General features: G+C 69.0%; 13 protein-coding genes. 8 read left to right on the top strand and 5 right to left on the bottom strand.

All coding sequences use genetic code 11. The features are described from left to right. Positions 1 to 21: 21 nt before the first annotated feature. Positions 22 to 2,952 (bottom strand): TonB-dependent receptor domain-containing protein, encoded by a 2,931-nt coding sequence (locus SFC76_RS11470; RefSeq protein ID WP_322849603.1) that lies wholly within the window; start codon positions 2,950 to 2,952, stop codon positions 22 to 24. Positions 2,953 to 3,132: 180 nt separating this feature from the next. On the opposite strand from SFC76_RS11470, the gene SFC76_RS11465 reads away from it, so the two are divergent. From SFC76_RS11465 to SFC76_RS11455, 3 genes are read left to right on the top strand one after another with little or no spacing between them, the layout of a single operon-like run. Then, entirely contained in the window at positions 3,133 to 4,401 is a 1,269-nt protein-coding gene (locus SFC76_RS11465; RefSeq protein ID WP_322849602.1) for an extracellular solute-binding protein, read from the top strand. After that, positions 4,398 to 5,279, top strand: a complete 882-nt coding sequence (locus SFC76_RS11460; RefSeq protein ID WP_322849601.1) for a carbohydrate ABC transporter permease — start codon at positions 4,398 to 4,400, stop codon at positions 5,277 to 5,279. Before SFC76_RS11465 ends, SFC76_RS11460 begins: the two co-directional genes overlap by 4 nt. Beyond that, on the top strand, positions 5,270 to 6,121 hold the full coding sequence (locus tag SFC76_RS11455; protein ID WP_322849600.1) for a carbohydrate ABC transporter permease: 852 nt from the start codon (positions 5,270 to 5,272) through the stop codon (positions 6,119 to 6,121). The genes SFC76_RS11460 and SFC76_RS11455 overlap by 10 nt, the downstream gene beginning before the upstream one ends. Here SFC76_RS11455 and SFC76_RS11450 read toward each other — a convergent pair. Next, a complete protein-coding gene (locus tag SFC76_RS11450) occupies positions 6,082 to 7,191 on the bottom strand; it encodes an ABC transporter ATP-binding protein (protein WP_322849599.1) in 1,110 nt (369 codons plus the stop codon). The genes SFC76_RS11455 and SFC76_RS11450 overlap by 40 nt on opposite strands. Before the next feature lie 136 nt (positions 7,192 to 7,327). On the opposite strand from SFC76_RS11450, the gene SFC76_RS11445 reads away from it, so the two are divergent. Further along, a complete protein-coding gene (locus SFC76_RS11445; RefSeq protein ID WP_322849598.1) occupies positions 7,328 to 7,513 on the top strand; it encodes a hypothetical protein in 186 nt (61 codons plus the stop codon). A 224-nt stretch (positions 7,514 to 7,737) separates the two neighbouring features. On the opposite strand, the gene SFC76_RS11440 is transcribed toward SFC76_RS11445, so the two are convergent. Then, positions 7,738 to 8,670 (bottom strand): ATP-grasp fold amidoligase family protein, encoded by a 933-nt coding sequence (locus SFC76_RS11440; protein WP_322849597.1) that lies wholly within the window; start codon positions 8,668 to 8,670, stop codon positions 7,738 to 7,740. A 240-nt stretch (positions 8,671 to 8,910) separates the two neighbouring features. On the opposite strand from SFC76_RS11440, the gene SFC76_RS11435 reads away from it, so the two are divergent. Further along, positions 8,911 to 11,172, top strand: coding sequence for a TonB-dependent siderophore receptor (locus SFC76_RS11435; protein WP_322849596.1), 2,262 nt, complete (start codon positions 8,911 to 8,913; stop codon positions 11,170 to 11,172). Between the two features lie 64 nt (positions 11,173 to 11,236). On the opposite strand, the gene SFC76_RS11430 is transcribed toward SFC76_RS11435, so the two are convergent. Further along, complete coding sequence (locus SFC76_RS11430) at positions 11,237 to 13,522, bottom strand: hypothetical protein (protein WP_322849595.1); 2,286 nt, start codon at positions 13,520 to 13,522, stop codon at positions 11,237 to 11,239. After that, a complete protein-coding gene (locus SFC76_RS11425; RefSeq protein WP_322849594.1) occupies positions 13,513 to 14,244 on the bottom strand; it encodes a hypothetical protein in 732 nt (243 codons plus the stop codon). Before SFC76_RS11425 ends, SFC76_RS11430 begins: the two co-directional genes overlap by 10 nt. Before the next feature lie 198 nt (positions 14,245 to 14,442). On the opposite strand from SFC76_RS11425, the gene SFC76_RS11420 reads away from it, so the two are divergent. The 3 genes from SFC76_RS11420 to SFC76_RS11410 all read left to right on the top strand — a co-directional run bounded on the left by SFC76_RS11420 (position 14,443) and on the right by SFC76_RS11410 (position 17,865). Further along, the gene (locus SFC76_RS11420; RefSeq protein ID WP_322849593.1) at positions 14,443 to 15,816 is read left to right on the top strand and encodes a sugar porter family MFS transporter; all 1,374 of its coding nucleotides are present in this window, start codon (positions 14,443 to 14,445) and stop codon (positions 15,814 to 15,816) included. Then, positions 15,813 to 16,442 carry a nucleoside/nucleotide kinase family protein gene (locus SFC76_RS11415; RefSeq protein ID WP_322849592.1) on the top strand — a complete coding sequence of 210 codons (630 nt, stop codon included), beginning with the start codon at positions 15,813 to 15,815 and terminating at the stop codon, positions 16,440 to 16,442. The genes SFC76_RS11420 and SFC76_RS11415 overlap by 4 nt, the downstream gene beginning before the upstream one ends. 124 nt (positions 16,443 to 16,566) lie before the next feature. Then, positions 16,567 to 17,865 carry an O-acetylhomoserine aminocarboxypropyltransferase/cysteine synthase family protein gene (locus SFC76_RS11410; protein WP_322849591.1) on the top strand — a complete coding sequence of 433 codons (1,299 nt, stop codon included), beginning with the start codon at positions 16,567 to 16,569 and terminating at the stop codon, positions 17,863 to 17,865. Positions 17,866 to 17,953: the final 88 nt, after the last annotated feature.

The following is a 17,953-nucleotide window of genomic DNA, read 5'->3' as shown; positions in this document are numbered from 1 at the left end:
CACGATCAAGCGCCGGGCAACTCAGCTGCCGCCGAACCGCACCTTGGCGCCCGCATAGAGGTAGCGGCCGACCGGCGAGATCGGCACATTGGTCTGGAAGCCGATATCGGGTTTCTGGTCGGTCAGATTGTTGACCCCGCCGTAGAAGGCGAAATCGCGGGCGACCTCGATCTGCGCCTGCACGTCGTGCTGCCACAGCGCCTTGTAGCGGAAATAGCGGGGATCGACGAGGTTGGCGTTGCCGTCGCTCTCGAATCGGCTGAAGCGGCGCACGCCGTTCTGCCAGCGCAGATTGTAGCTCAGCGTCAGCGGGCCGTCGCTCCACGTCGGCGACAGCGTCGCGTTCCACCGCGGGCGGAAGATCTGGTCGACGTTGTTCTCGACCTCGGCGCCCGGCGTCGCCACCTGTTCGAGCGTGTTCAGATAGCCGCCGACCAGGCGCACGTCGAAGGTGCCGGCGCCGCTGGTGCGGAAGCGATAGGCGACGTTGAGTTCGGCGCCCGAGGTGCGGAAGGCGGAGACGTTCTGCGGCGTGATCGTATAGCCGTTGATGAAGCCGCTGCCGGTGCGCCGGCTGATCTGCCCGCAGAACGGATTGGCGAGCGTCGGCTGGTCGACGCAGAGCGCGGCGATGCTGTTGGCGGCATCGCCATTGGGGTTGTTGATCGCATCGCGCAGGCGGATGTCGTACCAGTCGACACCGATCGACAGGCCGGGAACGAAGTCGGGGCGCAGCACCACGCCCGCGGTCCACGTCCGCGCCACCTCCGCCTTCAGATCGGGGTTGCCCGACACCGATCCGGGGATGAAGATCGCGGCATCGGGATTGTTGGCCGCGGTGAAGGCCGCAGGATTGCCGCCCAGCCCGCTGATCAGCGCGACGCAATTGGCGGCACGCGAGGTGCTGCCGAGATTGCGGTTGCCGACGTAGCAGGGGTCGGAGAAGAAGGCGCTCGATCCGGTCGTCGGGCGGAACAGCTCGCCGATATTGGGTGCGCGCACGGAACGTCCATAGGAGCCGCGGAAGCTGATCGCGCGGATCGGCGCCCAGATGCCGTTGAACTGATAGGCCCTGGTCGAGCCGACCGTCGAATAGTCCGAATAGCGTCCCGCCGCGCCGACCGAGAGCAGGTGGAAGAACGGCCGATCCTTGATCAGCGGCGCGTTCAGCTCGCCGAACGCCTCCCATACGTCGAAACGGCCGCGCGACGCGGTCGGGATGATATATTCGTCATATTGGTAGAAGGCGTTGTCGACGAGCGATTGGGCGGGCGTGAAGCGGCTCGATTCGCGCCGATATTCGCCACCCGCGGCAAAGGCGACCGGGCCGCCGGGCAATTCGAAGAACTGGCCGAAGTCGCCCGTCAGCGCGGCATTGACGACATGCTGGGTGATCCGCGCGTTGCTCACCGGATTGTCGAGATAATAAGCGTAGGAGGCGGGATCGACGGTGCCGCCGCCGAAGGTGTTGACCGGAACGCAGCCCGCCGCCTGCGCCGCCGCCGATCGGCAGACGATCGTGCCGCCGGGGCCGCGCACCGCGTCGAGCGCTTCGAGGAAGCGCGTGTTGACCCGGTCGTTGAGCTTGGTCGCGCGGACGTCGGTCTGGCCGTAGGTGTAGGACACGTCGTAGCTGGCATGGTCGTTCAGCCGCCCGGCGATGTCGACGACGCCGCGATAGGTGCGTCGGCGATCGGTCTCGCCGCGGCGGGGAATGTCGAAATTGTTGCGATTGACGTCGACCGAGGTCAGCCCCGCCGCGCGCGCCGCGGTGAGGATGGTCGCAGGGATGAACGGATTGTCGAGCGCGATCGTCGCGGGATAATTGCCGCCATAGCCGCTGAAGCTGGTGATCGTCGACTGGACGAACTTGCCTTCCAGGCTGATCTTGAACGCGTCGGAGGCATCGTAATGCGCCAGCGCGTTGACCGCGTGGCGGCGGGTGCGCGGCAGGATGTCGCCGATATAGCCCGCCACCGGTGTGTCGTCGCCGCCGATGCTGTACCCGTCGTTCTGGAGGACGCGGCCCGGCGTGTAGATCGCGCCGTCGCCGCGGAACGTCAGGTTGCCGATATAGATGATGCCCTGGTTCGAGCTGGAAGGGTAGCGCAGGTCGCCGAGCGGCGCCTTCTGGTAGCTGCCCGCCTGGCCGGGAACGTAGCTGTCGACGTTGACGAAATACTGGCGCTGCGCGGCGGTGAGGTAGGAGCGGTCGTCGTTGGCGAGCGGCTCGTCGGCGTTATATTCGTAGGCGAGCGTCACATTGGCGCGGCCATCGGCGAAATTGCGGCCGGCGACGATCGAGGCGAAGCGGTTGGCGGCATCGCCGCGGTCGGAGATGCCGAATTGCGAGCGTGCCGAGATGCCGTCGAAGTCGCGCTTCATCACGAAATTGACGACGCCCGACACGCCGTCGGCGCCGTAGACCGCGGAGGCGGCGCCGGTCAGCACGTCGACGCGGTCGATCAAATCGGTCGGGATCGCGTTGATGTCGACCGCGGCGGTGTCGGGCTGGCCGGCGACATGGCGGCGGCCGTTGACCAGCACCAGCGTGCGGTTGGGACCGAGCCCGCGCAGGTCGAGCAGATTGAGGCCGACCTGGCCGAAGCTGCCGTCCGCCTGGTTGCTGCCCGCGGTCCGCGTGCTGTCGAGCGAGTTGGTCAGCGCCGGCACCCGCTGGAGGAAGGTGGTGACGTTGGTGTTGCCCGATTGCTGGAGATCGGCGGCGCCGAACGACACGATCGGGTTGGGCGCGGCGTAATCGGGGCGCTGGATGCGCGACCCGGTGACGACGATGTCGGCGGCGGGCGCCTCGGCGGCCGGCTCGGCGGCGGCTGCGGGGGCAGGTGCAGGTGCAGGTGCAGGTACGGTGGTTTGGGCCTGCGCCAACGGCGCGACGAGGAGCGCCGCACCTGACAGCAGGCAGCGGCTGCGATGAATGCGGCGCGACATGGTATTTCCCCTGTGTACCGGCTCGGTTCCGCCGGCATTCTGTTGTCGCGATCCTTAAGGCCATCGCCCCGCGGTTCAATCGCTGTGTGTCGCGCGTAGTAGATAAAACAGTTGGTATCTGAATAATTTAATCGAAAGCGTGGGTGGTGCGGCAGCGCCGGATGCGCCATCGTCGCGGCGATGGGAGAGGGCAGCACGGACGTCGCATGGACGCGCAGGTCCGCGCTCGGGCTGATCCCCGCGCTGGCGCTCGCGGGTTGTGCCGGAACCGGCGCGACACGCCAGCCACTGTCGTTATGGGCGATGAGCTACGAAGGCGACTATTCGCCGCTGCTGATCCCCGCCTTCACCGCCGCGACGGGCATCGACGTCGAGGTGCAGTCGCTGCCGACCACCGCGAGCCACGAGAAGCTGCTCACCGCCTTCGCCGGCGGCGCGATGCCCGACGTGCTGATGCTCTATGACGATTGGGTCCAGGAGTTCGCGATGATCGGGGCGATCGCGCCGCTGCAATCGCCCGACCTCGTCGCCGACTTGGTCCCCGGCGTGCTGGCGGCGACGCGCTTTGCGGGCCGCAGTTACGCGGTGCCGTGGTCGGTCGCGCCACAGGTGCAATTCTACCGCCGCGATATCCTCGCACAGGCCGGCTATGACCGCCCGCCCGAGGATTGGGACGGCTGGCGCACGATGGCGCGCGCGATCAAACGCCGCCGGCCCGAAGATTACGTCGTTTTGATGCTGCTCAATTGGCCCGACGGGTTGATCACGATGCTGTCGCAGGCGGGCGCGACGCTGCTGCGCGACCGCAACACGCGCGGCGATTTCCAGACGCCCGAGGTGCGCGCCGCCTTCGGTTATTATGCCTCGCTCTACGCCGACGGGTACGCCCCGATGGCGCTGTCGACCGAGATCCAGGACCCGGTCGCCGCCTTCGCCACCGGCTATTGCGCGGTCTGGCCGAGCGGGCCGACGACGCTGAAGGATTTCGCCCGCCGCGCAGACCTGATCCCCGCCGATCGCTGGGCGACGGCACGGCTGCCCGGTCCGCACGGCGCCGGCGTTGTCTCCGGGTTGAGCACGAGCCTGTGCGTATCGACCCAGACGAGGCGCCCCCGCGAGGCCTGGGCACTGGTCCGCCACCTGACCTCCGTACAGAGCGAATTGCGCTATCAGCGGCTGATCGGCAATCTGCCGGCGCGGGCGGCCGCGTGGACGTCGCCGCAGCTCGCCGATCCGATCTTGCGCCCTTTCGCCGAGCAGATGCGCTGGCCCGCCGTCACGCCGCCAGTCATCGAATGGGAGCGTATCAAGATCGAAATCCAGTTCGCCGCCGAACGCGTCGTCCGCCAGGTGCAGACGATCGACCAGGCCCTCGCCGCGCTCGACCGGCAGGTCGACCGCCTGTTGGCCAGACGCCGCGCGCTGGTCGAGGCGGGGCGGATCGCATGACGCGGCAGGAGCGGACCGGCTGGCTGTTCACCGCGCCGGTGCTGGCGATCATCGCGCTCGTCTTCGTGCTGCCGACCGCGCTCGCGCTGGCGCTGTCGGTCACCGATTATTCGATCTACGCGCTCGCCGACTGGTCGAACCTGCATTTCGTCGGCCTCGGCAATTTCACCGAATTGCTGTCGACGCCGTTGTTCTGGCGCGCGCTCGGCAACACCCTGCTGTTCGCCGGGCTCGGCGTGCCGATGGCGATCGGCACCTCGCTGTTCGTCGCCTTGTTGCTCAACGATGCGACCGTGCGGTGGAAGCCGCTGTGGCGCGTGCTGCTGTTCGCGCCTTATGTGACCAGCGTCGTCGCCACCGCGGTGGTGTGGCGGATCCTGTTCAACCAGCGCTTCGGCCTGATCAACCGCGCGCTCGCCGCGGTCGGCATCGCGCCGGTCGACTGGCTGGGCGACCCGCATATGTCGATCCCCGCGATCCTGCTCTTCGTGACGTGGAAGATCTTCGGCTACAACATGATCGTCTTCACCGCCGCGCTGTCGGCTGTGCCCGGCGAGCTGATCGAGGCGGCGCGGCTCGACGGGGCGGGGCGCTGGGGCCGCTTCCGGCACGTCACCCTGCCGGCGATCGGCCCGACGCTGCTGCTGGCGACGGTGATGAGCGTCGCCGGCTTCCTGCAGATCTTCGCCGAACCCTATGTGATGACGCTCGGCGGCCCGGCGCAGAGCACGACGACGGTGTTGTATTTCATGTTCGACGAAGGCTTCAAATGGTGGAATTTGGGGCAGGCGAGCGCGGTCGCGTTCGTGCTGTTCCTGATGATCCTCGCGGTGACGATCGTGCAGACGCGGATCGGGAGGCGCCACGAATGGCTGTGAGGCGGCTGCGCACGATCGTCTCGACCGGCGCGGCGGCGGTGCTGACCGCGCTGACCATCGTGCCACTCGTCTATATGGTCGTCGTCTCGTTCATGCCGCGCGGCGAATCGACCACGCTGCCGACGCCGTTGTGGCCATCGCGGTGGTCGGGCGAGAATTATTACGAGCTGCTGGTCCGGCGATCGATCGACGGCGCCTGGTTCGACTATCGCATCGTCCCGGCGCTGATGAACAGCCTGGGGATCGCCGCGGCCTCCACGCTGCTCGGGCTGCTGCTCACCGTGCCGGCGGGCTATGCCTTCGCCAAGCTGCGCTTCCGCGGGCGGGCGCGGCTCTTGCAGATATTGATCGCGTCGCTGGTCGTGCCGGGGCAGGTGGCGATGCTGCCCCTGTTCCTGATCTTCAAGGAGCTGGGGCTGGTCAACAGCTATGCCGGCGTCATCCTGCCCAGCCTCGCCGGCATCTTCGCGATCCTGTTCGTCCGCCAGGCGACGCTGGCGATCCCCGACGAGATGATCGACGCGGCGCGTATCGACGGCGCGGGCGAGGCGCGGATCTTCGTCAGCATCGTGCTGCCGCTGCTCACCCCGATCGTCGTCACGCTGGCGCTGTTCCTGTTCCTGGGAAGCTGGAACGACTTCCTGTGGCCGCTGATCGTGCTCGCCGACCAGCATCTCTACACCTTGCCGGTGGCGATCGCCGCGATCGGGCGGGAACACGCCGCGGACGGCGAATTGATGATGGCGGCGGCGGTGGTGACGACGATGCCGGTGCTGCTGCTGTTCCTCGCGCTCCAGCGTTATTATCTGACCGGGCTGCTCGGCGGCAGCATCAAGGGATAGGCGCGGCCGTCGGCGGCGAACAGATGCGTATCCGCCGCGGCGACGTCGAAGCGTAGCGTCTCGCCGAGCGTCACCGCGCGATCCCCCGGCAATTGCGCGACGATGGTCCCGATCGCGCCCTGCGCGCCGAGATGCGCGAACGACAGCGGCCCCAGCCGCTCGAACAGCTCGACCGTGCCGGCGAACGCACCGTCCACGGCCGCGACGAGATGCTCCGGCCGCACCCCCAGCGTCGCGGCGGCGCCCACCGCATCGGCGGGCACGCGCGCGGCGCTGCGCACCGTGGCACCGCCCGCCAGACGGACCACGGCCCCGTCCGCGTTCGCCTGCGCGATCGTCACCGGCAGCAGGTTCATCCCCGGCGAGCCGATCGCCGCGGCGACGGCCAGGCTGGCCGGGCGGCGATAGACGTCGAGCGGCGCGCCGACCTGTTCGACCCGTCCCTCGCTCATCACGACGATGCGGTTGGCGAGCGTCATCGCCTCCAATTGGTCGTGCGTCACGTAGATCATCGTCGCGCCGAGCTGCTGGTGCAGCCGCGCGAATTCGTGCCGCATCCGCGCGCGCAGCGCGGTGTCGAGGTTGGACAAAGGCTCGTCGAGCAGCAGCACGCGCGGCCGGCGCACCACCGCGCGCGCGATCGAGACGCGCTGGCGCTGACCGCCGGATAGCGCGCGAGGACGGCGATCGAGCAGGTCGGAAAGGTCGAGCATCGCCGCCACCGCCGCCACCCGCTCGGTGATCTCGCGCTTCGCCACGCCCGCGACCTTGAGCGGAAAGGCGATGTTCTGTGCGACGGTCATCTGCGGATAGAGCGCATAGGATTGGAAGACCATCGCGACGCCGCGTTCCGACGGGGCCGCGTGGGTGACGTCGCGCCCGCCGATCGCGACGTGGCCGCCGCTGGGGTCTTCGAGCCCGGCGATCATCCGCAACAGCGTCGACTTGCCGCATCCCGACGGGCCGACCAGCACGAGGAATTCGCCGTCCTCGACGACGAGGTCGGTCGGCTGCAACACGGTCACGCCGCCGAAGCCCTTGGTCAGTCCTGTTATTTCGACGCTGGCCACGCTCGTCTCCCGCGGATCGGTCCTGCGGGGGGGCGGTGGCCGCTGTCAAACCAAAGTTACTGACGTAGGTTGGCCGGACCGCGCTCCGGCCGCGCCGCGCTTGTGCGAATCACCGGCGGATGGCTAGGCTGGCGGCATGACCGAAGATGCAGCGACCCACCGGTTGGGCGAAGCCCTCAACCATCTCCACGCCTTCGCCGCGACCTTCGACGCCGGCGACTATGTCGACGAGGCGAGCGCGCTGACCGCCGACGACCTCCACCTCATCCTCGATACGCTGGAGCAGGTGCACGGCATCGTGAAAGCGGCGCCGGGTCTGTGAAGCGGCGCCACGCCGGGATCGATCTCGGCGCGACGGTCGCCACCGTGCTGTTTCTGGCGGGCTTCGGCGGCATGATCTACGCGCTGGGGGCGAAGATCGGCCTGTTCTGACGCGTAGGGTGATGCCGCCGCGACGGCGGTGAGGAACGGATCGACATCCGGGTTTGCTGAAAGTCCTCCCCCGCCAGGGGGAGGATTTTGCTTGATGTAAATCCTCTCTAGCGGTCAGCCCCGCCGGTCACCCGCGAGCGCCGCCATCACGATCCCGCTATAGACCCGATGCGTCGCATTCTCGGCATGGTCGCCCGCCGCGGCCGGCGCGATGCCGAGCGATGCCGCCGGGGTGAAGGTCAGCTCGCCGAAATAGATGCCGTCGCTGCCGTCGTAGAGGTCGACGCGGACGAAATCGAACGGCGCGGACAGCGCCCTGGCCGCCGCCATCATCGCCGCGATCCGCTCGGCGGCGGGCAGCGCGTGGCCCGGGGGCGGCTCGAGCCCGTCGTCGCGGTCCATCGGCTCGAAGCTCGGGACGCGATAGAGCCGGCTCCACGGCTTGCCGAAGCGGCTGTGATCGACCTGGCAGACCAGCGGCTGCCCGCGCACGCAGTGGAATTTGTAATCGTCGGGAAGGGTCCCGGCGGCGCTCGGCACCAGCGCCTCGACTATGATCTTCCGCGGCAATCGCCAATATTGCATCTCGCGCAGGATCGCGGCGTAATCGCCCTGCGCCAGCCAGAACAGGCGACGCAGGTCGTCGGGTCCGGTGACGTCGCGCAGGAAAACGGTGCCGCCGCTCGCATGCGTCGGCTTGGCGATCGTCTCGGTGCCGACGAACGGGCGCAGCGTCTCGAACAGCGCCTCGGGCGAGGGGACGTCCTCCATCGCCACCACCGATTGCGTCTCCGGCACGCGCAATCCGGGCGACAGCCGTTGCGCTTCCCGTTTCGCGGTCTCCTTGTCGACGAAGGCGCGTTCGAGCGCCGTCCAGCGCGGATTGATCATCCGGCCGAAGATCACGTCGTTGATCGTCGATCGCGGATCGGCCGCGGGCAGGGGCCAGCGTCCGAAACGGCGGCGGAAATGTGGGCCGGCGACGACATGGTTGAACGCGCGGGTCATCGGCGCGGCGGCGTCGAACGCCGCGCCGTCGGCGGCCACGCAAATGTCGGTATCGGCATCCGCGGCCGGCTCATCCGGAACGCGGCAGGACAGGGGCGGGCGGGCGCGATGCATCTTCGGCGGGTAGCGCGGGGTGCGGGTGCAGGCAATCGGCAAGGCGGCGCCAACGCACGCCGCGGCCACACGCCGTTAACAATCAGACATAGTCCAGCAATTGATATTGCTAGTGACTCGCAACAATGATGACGCTAGGTCCCCGCGCATCGAAGGGGAATTCAAGTGATCTATCTCAGCGTTCTACTCGCAGGCGTGGCTCCGGTGAGCGGCGCGGCGCCCGTGCCCGCCCCGGCGGCCACGGGCGAACCGTCGGAAACGGGCGCGGCCGCTCCGCAGCGCGAGGACGAGATACTCGTCGTCGGCAAGAGCTATGGCCGCGGCGTCGGCAAGACCGTCACGCCGCTGAAGGACACGCCCAACACGATCACCGTGGTCGACCGCGAGCAGATCGAGGCGCAGAACCTCTTCACGCTCGAAGACGCGCTGACCGCGACCAACGGCATCACCGTCAACGGCGTCGGCAGCGAGGACCCGTCGTTCCTTTCGCGCGGCTTCGCGATCAACAATTACCTGATCGACGGCGTCCCGACGCTGTCGGTCAACTTCCCTTCGGCGGTGCCCGACCTGTTCTTCTACGACCGCCTAGAGGTGCTGCGCGGGCCGGCCGGGCTGTTCAGCGGATCGGGCAATCCCGCGGGCAGCATCAATCTGGTGCGCAAGCGGCCGCTCGATACCGCCCGGATGCAGGCGAGCGCCGGCTATGGCAGCTACGACAATCTCCGTCTGGAACTGGACGTCTCGACACCGATCGCCGGCATCGCCGCGCTCCGCGCCGGCGTGATGGCGCAGGATCAGGATCAATTCTTCGACACGGCGCATCGCAACCGGCTCGCGGCCTTCGCAGTCGGTACGCTGGAGATCGGGTCGCGGACGACGTTGACCGCAGGCGCGAATTACGATCGCTTCCGTCCGGCGGTCCAGTCCGGCCTGCCCGGCTATGCCGGCGGCGCCGACGGCAGCGACGGGCGGCTGCTCGACGTGCGGCGGTCGACCTATCTGGGCGCCGACTGGAACCGCTTCGATGCCGAGACCTGGTCGGGCTTCGTCGAGCTGGCGCATCGCGTTTCCGATCGCTGGACGTTGCGCGCGACCGGGCTCTACACCGACGTCGATCGGGTCGACGTCTACAGCTATATCGGCGCGCAGCCGGTGACGCCGGCCAATCGTGGCCTGACCAACCAGATCGCCTATCGCGGCGATAGCAAGCAGCAGACGCGCTCGTTCGACGTCAACGGCATCGGCAGCTTCCCGCTGTTCGGCCGCGACCAGACGCTGATCCTCGGCGCCGATTACCAGGCGAGTGCCGGCACCTCCTATTTCACCCGCCTGTCGAACTATGCGCGGATCGACGTCTTCGATCCCGTCTCGCCGGCCGAGCCGCCGCTCGATCCCTACGGCCCGCTGCCGCCCTATCCCGTGCAGGGCGCCGCGGGCATCTGCACGCCGGTGCAGACTCCGGCGCAATGCGTCACGCAGGTTTATGGCGGGTCGGTCACCCACCTCGAACAATATGGCCTGTACGGCCAGATGCGGCTGAGCCCGCTCGCCGGGCTGACGCTGATCGGCGGCGGCCGCCTGACCTGGTTCGATACCGACACGCGCACCGTGCTGCCGACAGCGGGCGCGCGCACCGGCTATACGATCGACAACCGCTTCACGCCTTATGCGGGATTGGTCTGGGACGTGACCCGCCACCTCAACCTCTACGCCAGCTACGCCGACAGCTTCACGCCGCAGGCGCAGCCGGTCGGCCGCCAGCGGGGCGACGGCGGCAGCATCCAGCCGATGGTCGGCGAGCAATATGAGGCGGGCAGCAAGGTGTCGCTGATGCAGGACCGGCTGCTGCTCTCCGCCGCGGCCTATCAGATCACGCAGCGCAACCGGCTGGTCAACGACCCCGTCGACGTCAATCTCTACTATCAGCTCGGCAAGGTGCGCGCACGCGGCATCGAGCTGGAGGCGACGGGCGAGATCCTGCCGGGCTGGCGGATCAACGGCGGCTACAGCTACGCGCGGACCAAATTGCTCGAGGACATCAACCCGGCGCTGGAGGGCACATCGCTGGTCCCGGTCATCCCCCGCCATATGGGCAAGGCATTCACCAATTACGCGCCGACGGCCGGCGTGCTGGCCGGCGCGAGCTTCGGCGGCGGGCTGACCGTGTTCGGTGCCACCTCCGGCGGGACGCCGTCGTCGATCGCCGCCAACGGCACGCGTGTGCTGTCGACGCTGGTCCGGCAGGGCAGCTATGCCGTGTTCGACCTGCGCGCGGGCTACAAACTCACCGAGCAGCTCGGCGTGTCGATCAACGTCAACAACGTGCTGGATCGCACCTATTATGCGCGCATCTTCTCGACCGCCCGCGGCAATTACTACGGCAGCCCCCGCACGGTCTTCGCGACCTTGCGCTACACGCTGGGATAAGGCGCGGTAGCTACGAAGAGCGCAACGGTGTCCTCAGCAGTGTTCGAGGTCCGGAAGATCGCGCTCAATCGTAATAATAGGGAGAGCGCGTCGTCCATCTGGATCGGGGATACCGCCGGTGCAGTAGCAGGAACGCACGGCGACCGAGATGGTCGTGGCCGCCGCCCCAGCGTGCGACCCGGATCAGGCGGTACAAGGCTTCGGGCGCCCGGGAGTCGTTAGGATGCCTGGCGACATAGGCGAGACCGCTCTCCCAGAGCGATGCGCCCGGCGGCCGGATCGTCACCGGATTCCCGCTGGCGTCGAAATGCCGGGTGGAGACGAGGAACGAGCGGCGCTCCTCCTGTGCGCGGGGCAGCAGCGGCAGCGCGAACGGCGGATAATGCAGCGGAAAGATGCCGGGGCCGCACTTTTCCAGACAGGGCAGGTCGACCCGATCCTGCATGCGATTCGGCGCAGCGGCGCTGTCCCAATAGCCGTCGGGCAGATACGCGCTGTCGGGCGGAAACGGGCGGGAGGCGCCTTTGCGGCCGGGCAGTGGCAGCAGCAGATCCACCCAATAGCCGCCGAACTGGCCTAGTGTGCCGGTCGGGCGCGCATAATCCGCCAGATCGGCCCGCAGGCTCGGTATCTTCATCATCACGAACGCCTCGGCGAACAGCTTGTCCGCGCCCGGCGGCGTATTCGCGATCCGGCGCCAGTCGGCGGCGACCTGCGGAAGCAGCGTCGTCAGCCGCCCGGCGAGATGATCCACCGCAGCATCGTCGCGAAGCTGCACCGCGCGCACGAAGCTGGTGAGCGCGATGTCGAGCCGAATTTCGCGCGGCAACGCGGCCATGTCGGCGATTGCCATCCGTTCGCGCTGGGGAAGCCGGTCGATCATCGCCCGCGCGTCCGGTCCCAAACCTGCGAAGTCACCCGAGGGACGTCGGCCGATCAGGCCGTCGCCCGCCGTTCGGAAGTCGGCGGTGCAGGTGGCGATTCCCGTCCGGCAATAAGGCGCGCGCAGCACATGCGCGGCGAAATCGGCGAGCGACGAGGCCATTTGCGCCCGTACGGCTTCGAAGACGTTCCGGTCCGACCGGATGAGGTCGTTGCGCGCCAACACCGCGTCCACCTCCGCCCGGATCGGCGCCGCGTCCGCATTCGGCGTCAGCAAGCGAAGCCGGTGATATTGCACGGTCAGCCATGCCGGATCGGCGGGCGGCACCCGCCGGGCCGCTTCCGCCAGCGCGCCCGCGCCCGCATCCATGGGGTCGGCGAGCATCAAGGCGGCGACGAGCCAGGCGGTCCTGCGGCTGGCCCGCCAGCCTTCCTCCGCATGCGACAGCGCGGCGACACGATCCTTCGCCTGGATCGTCCGTATCCAATCCGCCGCCTCCGGCTTGGCCGGATGCCGGTCGGCAAGCGTGAGATAGTCGCGAAGGGCAATTGCGGGCTCGGGCAGCGGCGCGGGCGCGTTCAATTCCCGGTCCAGCCGCGCGAGGAGCTGCTCGGGATGTTCGTGGAAGGCCAGTATCTGGCGCATCCGCGCAAGCTCGCCCTGTCCGAACGTGCCGGCAGGCGCGGTGGCAAGCCGGTCGAGCGCCGCATGCGCCGCGGCGAAGCGCGCAGGCGCAGGGGTGTCGATCGCGGCGTGCAGCAGCGCGCGTGCCGACAGGTAGAGGCCGGACCGATGCCAGGGCGATGCCGCATCCCCGGCGATGGCGGCGAAGCGGCGCGCGGCCTCGTCGGCGTTCCCGTTGTAGAGCGCCAAGGCCGCGTCCTGATAAGCGCGATCGGCGCGCAGCCACGGCGGCGCGTCGGCCGCCAGCGGCGGCAGCGCCGCGACCGGCTTGGAACAGGCCGTGAATACGGCGTCCTGCGCGTCGACCCACGCGCGGACGGCCGGTGCCGCGCTACCGTAACGCCGCACCCGCTCGGCCAGGGTCGCAGCGGCGGTCGCGAAGGCATCGTCGAAGCAGGTGGGGATCGCGACGAAGGCCGGACCGTTGCGCTCCGCCGCGATCCAATAGACGTCCGTCACCCCCGGTATCGTGCGGCGTGCGTCCAGCCACTCGCGCTGCTTGGTCGCGGGGGTGCCGCAGCACGGGGCGGCAAGCGCATCGGCAGCGGGCTGCCCCACCGTCAGCCCGTTCAGCCGCCGCCAGTCGAGGAACAGCAATGCATCGCTCGTCGCACCCTTGACGATCGGCAGCCGCCCTTGCGCCATCGCGGCGCGTTCGCCCGCGTCCTGCGGATCGGCGAAGACGTACACGGGCCGCGGCGTCGGATCGCCCGAGCCGAGCGCCCGCGTCGCAAGCGCCGCCGCCAATGCAAAGCCGACCGGACCGCGCCACCTCACCGCCATCGCTTCACCTCTTGCTCTACCGCGGCGAAGTCGCGCGGCGTCCAGCTTCGCGGATCGAACAGATACACCCGCCGCCCCGGCGGCGCACGCGGCACCGGCGTGCCGACCGCCACCCCCAGCGCGCCTCTGCAGCGATCATGACGCAGATCACCTCCCTCCGCCAGCATCGCGCGCACGTCCTCGCCGCCCCGGCCCATGCGGAAGAGCATGGGGACCACCTCGTCGACCGGTGCCCCCGCCAGCCAGTTCTCGCCGCACCACGACGCCAGCGCGGTCATCGACAACAAGGTACCGCCCGGCAGCGCGCGGCGCACGTCGCCGAGGATATCGAGCAATATCGCGCGTTCGGACGCGCGAACCTCGAAGTCGACCTGCACGCGGCGTACGGGCAGGCGGGTAGCGTAATGCAGGATCGCCGCGGCCGTCGTCGCGCGCATCGCCGCATTCCAGACGAGGGGGCGATCGCGGCGGATCTCGACATGGACGACGCTCGTCGTCGGTGGTTCGGCGACGAGCAGCGGAAAGCGCCGCCCGCGCGCCTCGACCGCCTCGCCGTCGAGCACGATCGAGCCACTCTCGACCGCGACCTCCGCGCGGCCCCTGGCGAAGCGCAGGTCCTCCGGCCGTTCCCATGCCCACAGGACGAGCGGGGAAGGCGCCGGCGGCGATGGTCGGCACGCCGTCAGGGCGAGCAGCAGTGATACCCAAGTGCGGCCGCGCATCGCGCGATTAGGCCGACGCCCCACCCCGCCGTCAAGCGGCGTTGCGGCCGCGCAGGCTTCGGACTTAGCCCGAGGAGCATCTCCGGTCACGGCATCGCGATCCGCAGGATACGAAGATCGCCGCCCCTCTGGAACATGCGGCGATTGGGGATTACGGCCGGGCGTCAGCCGTCGATCGGCCGGAACGGAGGATAGTGGATGCGTGCACATGTGCTGTTGATCGCCGGCATCGCCGCGCTGGGCGGTCTGCTGTTCGGCTACGATACCGGCATCATCTCGGCGGCGTTGCTGTTCATCGGTGAGAGCTTCCCGATCACCGTCGTCGGCAAGCAGATCGTGACCGCCGCGATCGTCGCCGGCGCGCTCGTCGGATGCATGGGCGCCGGGCCGCTGTCGGACCGGATCGGCCGGCGGCCGACCGTCATGGTCGCCGCCATCGTCTTCATGATCGCCTCCGTGGCGTCGACCGTCGCCGGGTCGGTGGCGTCGCTGACCGCCGCGCGTCTCGTCCTCGGCCTCGCGGTCGGCGCGGCGAGCCAGATCATCCCGGTCTATATCGCCGAGCTGGCGCCGGCGGCGCGGCGCGGTGCGATGGTGGTGATGTTCCAGCTCGCGGTCGTCGGCGGCATCCTGGTGTCGACGATCGTCGGCTGGCTGCTCGGCGGCAGCCGCGTCGCCGACGGGTTGTTGGGCGAGGGGGGCGACTGGCGGCTGATGTTCCTGCTCGGCGTGGTGCCGGCGGCGATCTTGCTGATCGGCATGATCGTGCTGCCCGAAAGCCCGCGCTATCTCGCGCTCAAGGGCGACGTGGCGAAGGCGCGCGCCATCCTCGCGCGGCTGCGGCCGAGCGCGGCGGAGGTCGAAACCGAACTCGCCGCGATCGGCGAGACGGTGCACGTCGAGGGTCGCTGGCGCACGCTCCTGTCGGGCCGGATGCGCCCGGCGTTGATCGCCGGGGCCGGCGTCGCGATGTTCTCGCAGATCACCGGCACCAATGCCGTGATCTATTATGCGCCCACCATCGCGACCAACGCCGGGCTCGGCCAGAATGCCGCGCTGCTGACCTCGCTCGTAGTCGGCGTGACGATCGTGCTGACGACGATCTTCGGCACCTGGGCGGTCGACCACTGGGGGCGGCGGCGATTGATGCTGCGGTTCCTGCCGGGGGCGGTGATCGGGCTGGCGATGATCGGGGTCGCCTTCGCGCACGGCGCGCCGACCGGCGCCATGCGCTGGGTCGCGGCGGCGGGGCTGCTCGGCTATGAGGTGTTCAACGTCGGCAGCATCTCGGCGGCGATCTGGCTGGTCGGTGCAGAGGTGTTCCCGCTGTCGGTACGCGGCAAGGGGATGAGCCTCGTCGCTTTGTCGCACTGGAGCTTCGACCTGCTGGTGACGCTGACGACGCTCAGCCTCGTCCAGGGGCTGGGCACCGCCGCGACCTTCTGGCTGTTCGCCGGAATGAACCTGCTCGCCTGGGGGTTCGTCTGGCGCTTCGTCCCCGAGACGAAGGGGCGTTCGCTCGAGGAGATCGAGGCGAGCTTGCAGAACGGCACCTTCGCGGCGGCACGATGACCGACGCGCTGCCCACCGTCCTCCACAATGCGATCGGCGCGCTGATCGCCCGCGGCGGCCGCGCATTGTTCGGCATCGTCGGCCCGCCCGGCGCGGGCAAGTCGACGCTCGCCGAACGGATCGCGGCGCAATTCGCGGACCAGACGGTCGTCGTACCGATGGACGGTTTCCACCTCGCCAATGCGGAACTCGACCGGCTCGGCCGCCGCGACCGGAAAGGCGCGGCCGACACCTTCGACGTGGCGGGGTTCGTCGCGCTGCTCGATCGCCTGCGGCACCCGCTCGCCGGCGAGACCGTCTACGCCCCCAGGTTCGAGCGCACGATCGAGGAGGCGATCGCCGGCGCGATCCCGGTTCCGGCGGACACGCCGCTCGTCCTGGTCGAGGGCAATTATCTGCTCCTCGACGGACCCTGGTCGCCGGTGCGCGATCTGCTCGATCGCTGCTGCTACGTCCGCACGCCGCCGGCGCAGCGCCGCGACTGGCTGCTCGCCCGGCATATGGCGTTCGGCCGCAGCCGCGCGGCGGCGCTCGCCTGGATCGACCACACCGACGAGCCGAACGCCGTCCGGATCGAACGGAGCGCCGCGCGCGCCGATTTCCCCGTCGACGTGACGTCCGGCTGACCCGCGCGGTGCCGACGCGGCCGATGCCGCGGCTTGGCACCGGCAAGCAAAAGTATCTCCCCTTCGGTGGGCGCGTGGCTAGCATCGCGGCCGACACAGCACCCGCTCGAAGAGGACGATGGCCATGGTCGATCATACGCTGCACCCCGAAACGCTCGCGCTGCATGCCGGCTGGCGCGCCGATCCGGCGACCGGCGCGGTGGCGCCGCCGGTCTATCAGACCACCTCCTACCAGTTCCGCGACACCGATCACGCCGCCGACCTGTTCGCGCTGCGCGAGCTGGGCAATATCTACACCCGGCTCGGCAATCCGACGACCGACGTGCTCGAACAGCGGATCGCCGCGATCGAGGGCGGCGCGGCGGCGCTGGCGGTGGCATCGGGGCAGGCGGCGTCCGCTTATGCGGTGCAGAACCTCGCGCGGGCCGGCGACAATATCGTCAGCGGCACCGATCTGTACGGCGGCACCTGGAACCTGTTCGCCAACACGCTGAAGGATCAGGGGATCGAGGTGCGCTTCGTCGATCCCGCCGATCCGCACGCGTTTTCGCGGGCGAGCGACGCGCGGACGCGCGCCTGGTATGTCGAGACCTTGCCCAATCCCAAGCTGATCGTCGGGCCGATCGCCGAGATCGCGGCGCTCGGCCGGCCGCTGGGCAACCCGCTGATCGTCGACAATACCGCGGCGCCGCTGCTCGCGCGGCCGTTCGACCACGGCGCGGCGATCGTCGTCTATTCGACCACGAAATATATCGGCGGCCACGGCACGTCGATCGGCGGGATCATCGTCGACGGCGGCAATTTCGACTGGGCGGCGTTTCCCGAGCGTCAGCCGCTGCTCAACACGCCCGACGCCAGCTATCACGGCGCGGTGTGGAGCCAGGCGGCCAAACCCTTGGGGCCGATCGCCTATATCCTGCGCGCGCGCACCGTGCTGCTCCGCGATCTCGGTGCGGCGCTGTCGCCGTTCAACGCCTTCCAGATCCTGCAAGGGCTCGAGACGCTGCCGCTGCGCATGCCGCGCCATTGCGCCAATGCGGCGGCGGTCGTCGCCTTCCTCCAGTCCCGGCCCGAGGTGACGCGGGTCATCCACCCCTCTGTGCAGACCGGCGTGCAGGCGGAGCGCGCCGCACGCTACCTGACCGGCGGGCAGGGCGGGCTCGTCGGCTTCGAACTGGCCGGCGGCGAGGCGGCGGGGCGCGCGTTCATCAATGCGCTCGCATTGTTCTACCATGTCGCCAATATCGGCGACGCGCGCAGCCTCGCGATCCATCCGGCCTCGACTACCCATTCGCAGCTTTCGCCCGAGGAGCGGCTCGCGACTGGCGTCTCCGACGGCTACGTCCGCCTGTCGGTCGGGCTGGAGCATGAGGAGGACATCCTTGCCGATCTGCGCCAGGCACTCGATCGCGCCGTGGCATAGCCGCCTCGGCGACCGACAAAACTCTTGCCAAACAGCATGCTAGGCCGGCGATCTTGGCGATCGCCGGCCCCGGCGATAGGACATGGAC

The organism is Sphingomonas sp. CD22, assembly GCF_034556155.1.
Lineage (GTDB): Bacteria > Pseudomonadota > Alphaproteobacteria > Sphingomonadales > Sphingomonadaceae > Sphingomonas.
The sequence above is the reverse complement of the archived record's forward strand: the minus strand, read 5'-3'. Positions and strand labels throughout refer to the sequence as shown.

Coding starts and splice junctions, on each gene's coding strand:
- SFC76_RS11455 (WP_322849600.1), top strand. CDS start 5,270: ATGGCTGTGAGGCGGCTGCGCACGATCGTCTCGACCGGCGCGGCGGCG.
- SFC76_RS11470 (WP_322849603.1), bottom strand. CDS start 2,952: ATGTCGCGCCGCATTCATCGCAGCCGCTGCCTGCTGTCAGGTGCGGCG.
- SFC76_RS11410 (WP_322849591.1), top strand. CDS start 16,567: ATGGTCGATCATACGCTGCACCCCGAAACGCTCGCGCTGCATGCCGGC.
- SFC76_RS11425 (WP_322849594.1), bottom strand. CDS start 14,244: ATGCGCGGCCGCACTTGGGTATCACTGCTGCTCGCCCTGACGGCGTGC.
- SFC76_RS11445 (WP_322849598.1), top strand. CDS start 7,328: ATGACCGAAGATGCAGCGACCCACCGGTTGGGCGAAGCCCTCAACCAT.
- SFC76_RS11465 (WP_322849602.1), top strand. CDS start 3,133: ATGGGAGAGGGCAGCACGGACGTCGCATGGACGCGCAGGTCCGCGCTC.
- SFC76_RS11430 (WP_322849595.1), bottom strand. CDS start 13,522: ATGGCGGTGAGGTGGCGCGGTCCGGTCGGCTTTGCATTGGCGGCGGCG.
- SFC76_RS11460 (WP_322849601.1), top strand. CDS start 4,398: ATGACGCGGCAGGAGCGGACCGGCTGGCTGTTCACCGCGCCGGTGCTG.
- SFC76_RS11420 (WP_322849593.1), top strand. CDS start 14,443: ATGCGTGCACATGTGCTGTTGATCGCCGGCATCGCCGCGCTGGGCGGT.
- SFC76_RS11415 (WP_322849592.1), top strand. CDS start 15,813: ATGACCGACGCGCTGCCCACCGTCCTCCACAATGCGATCGGCGCGCTG.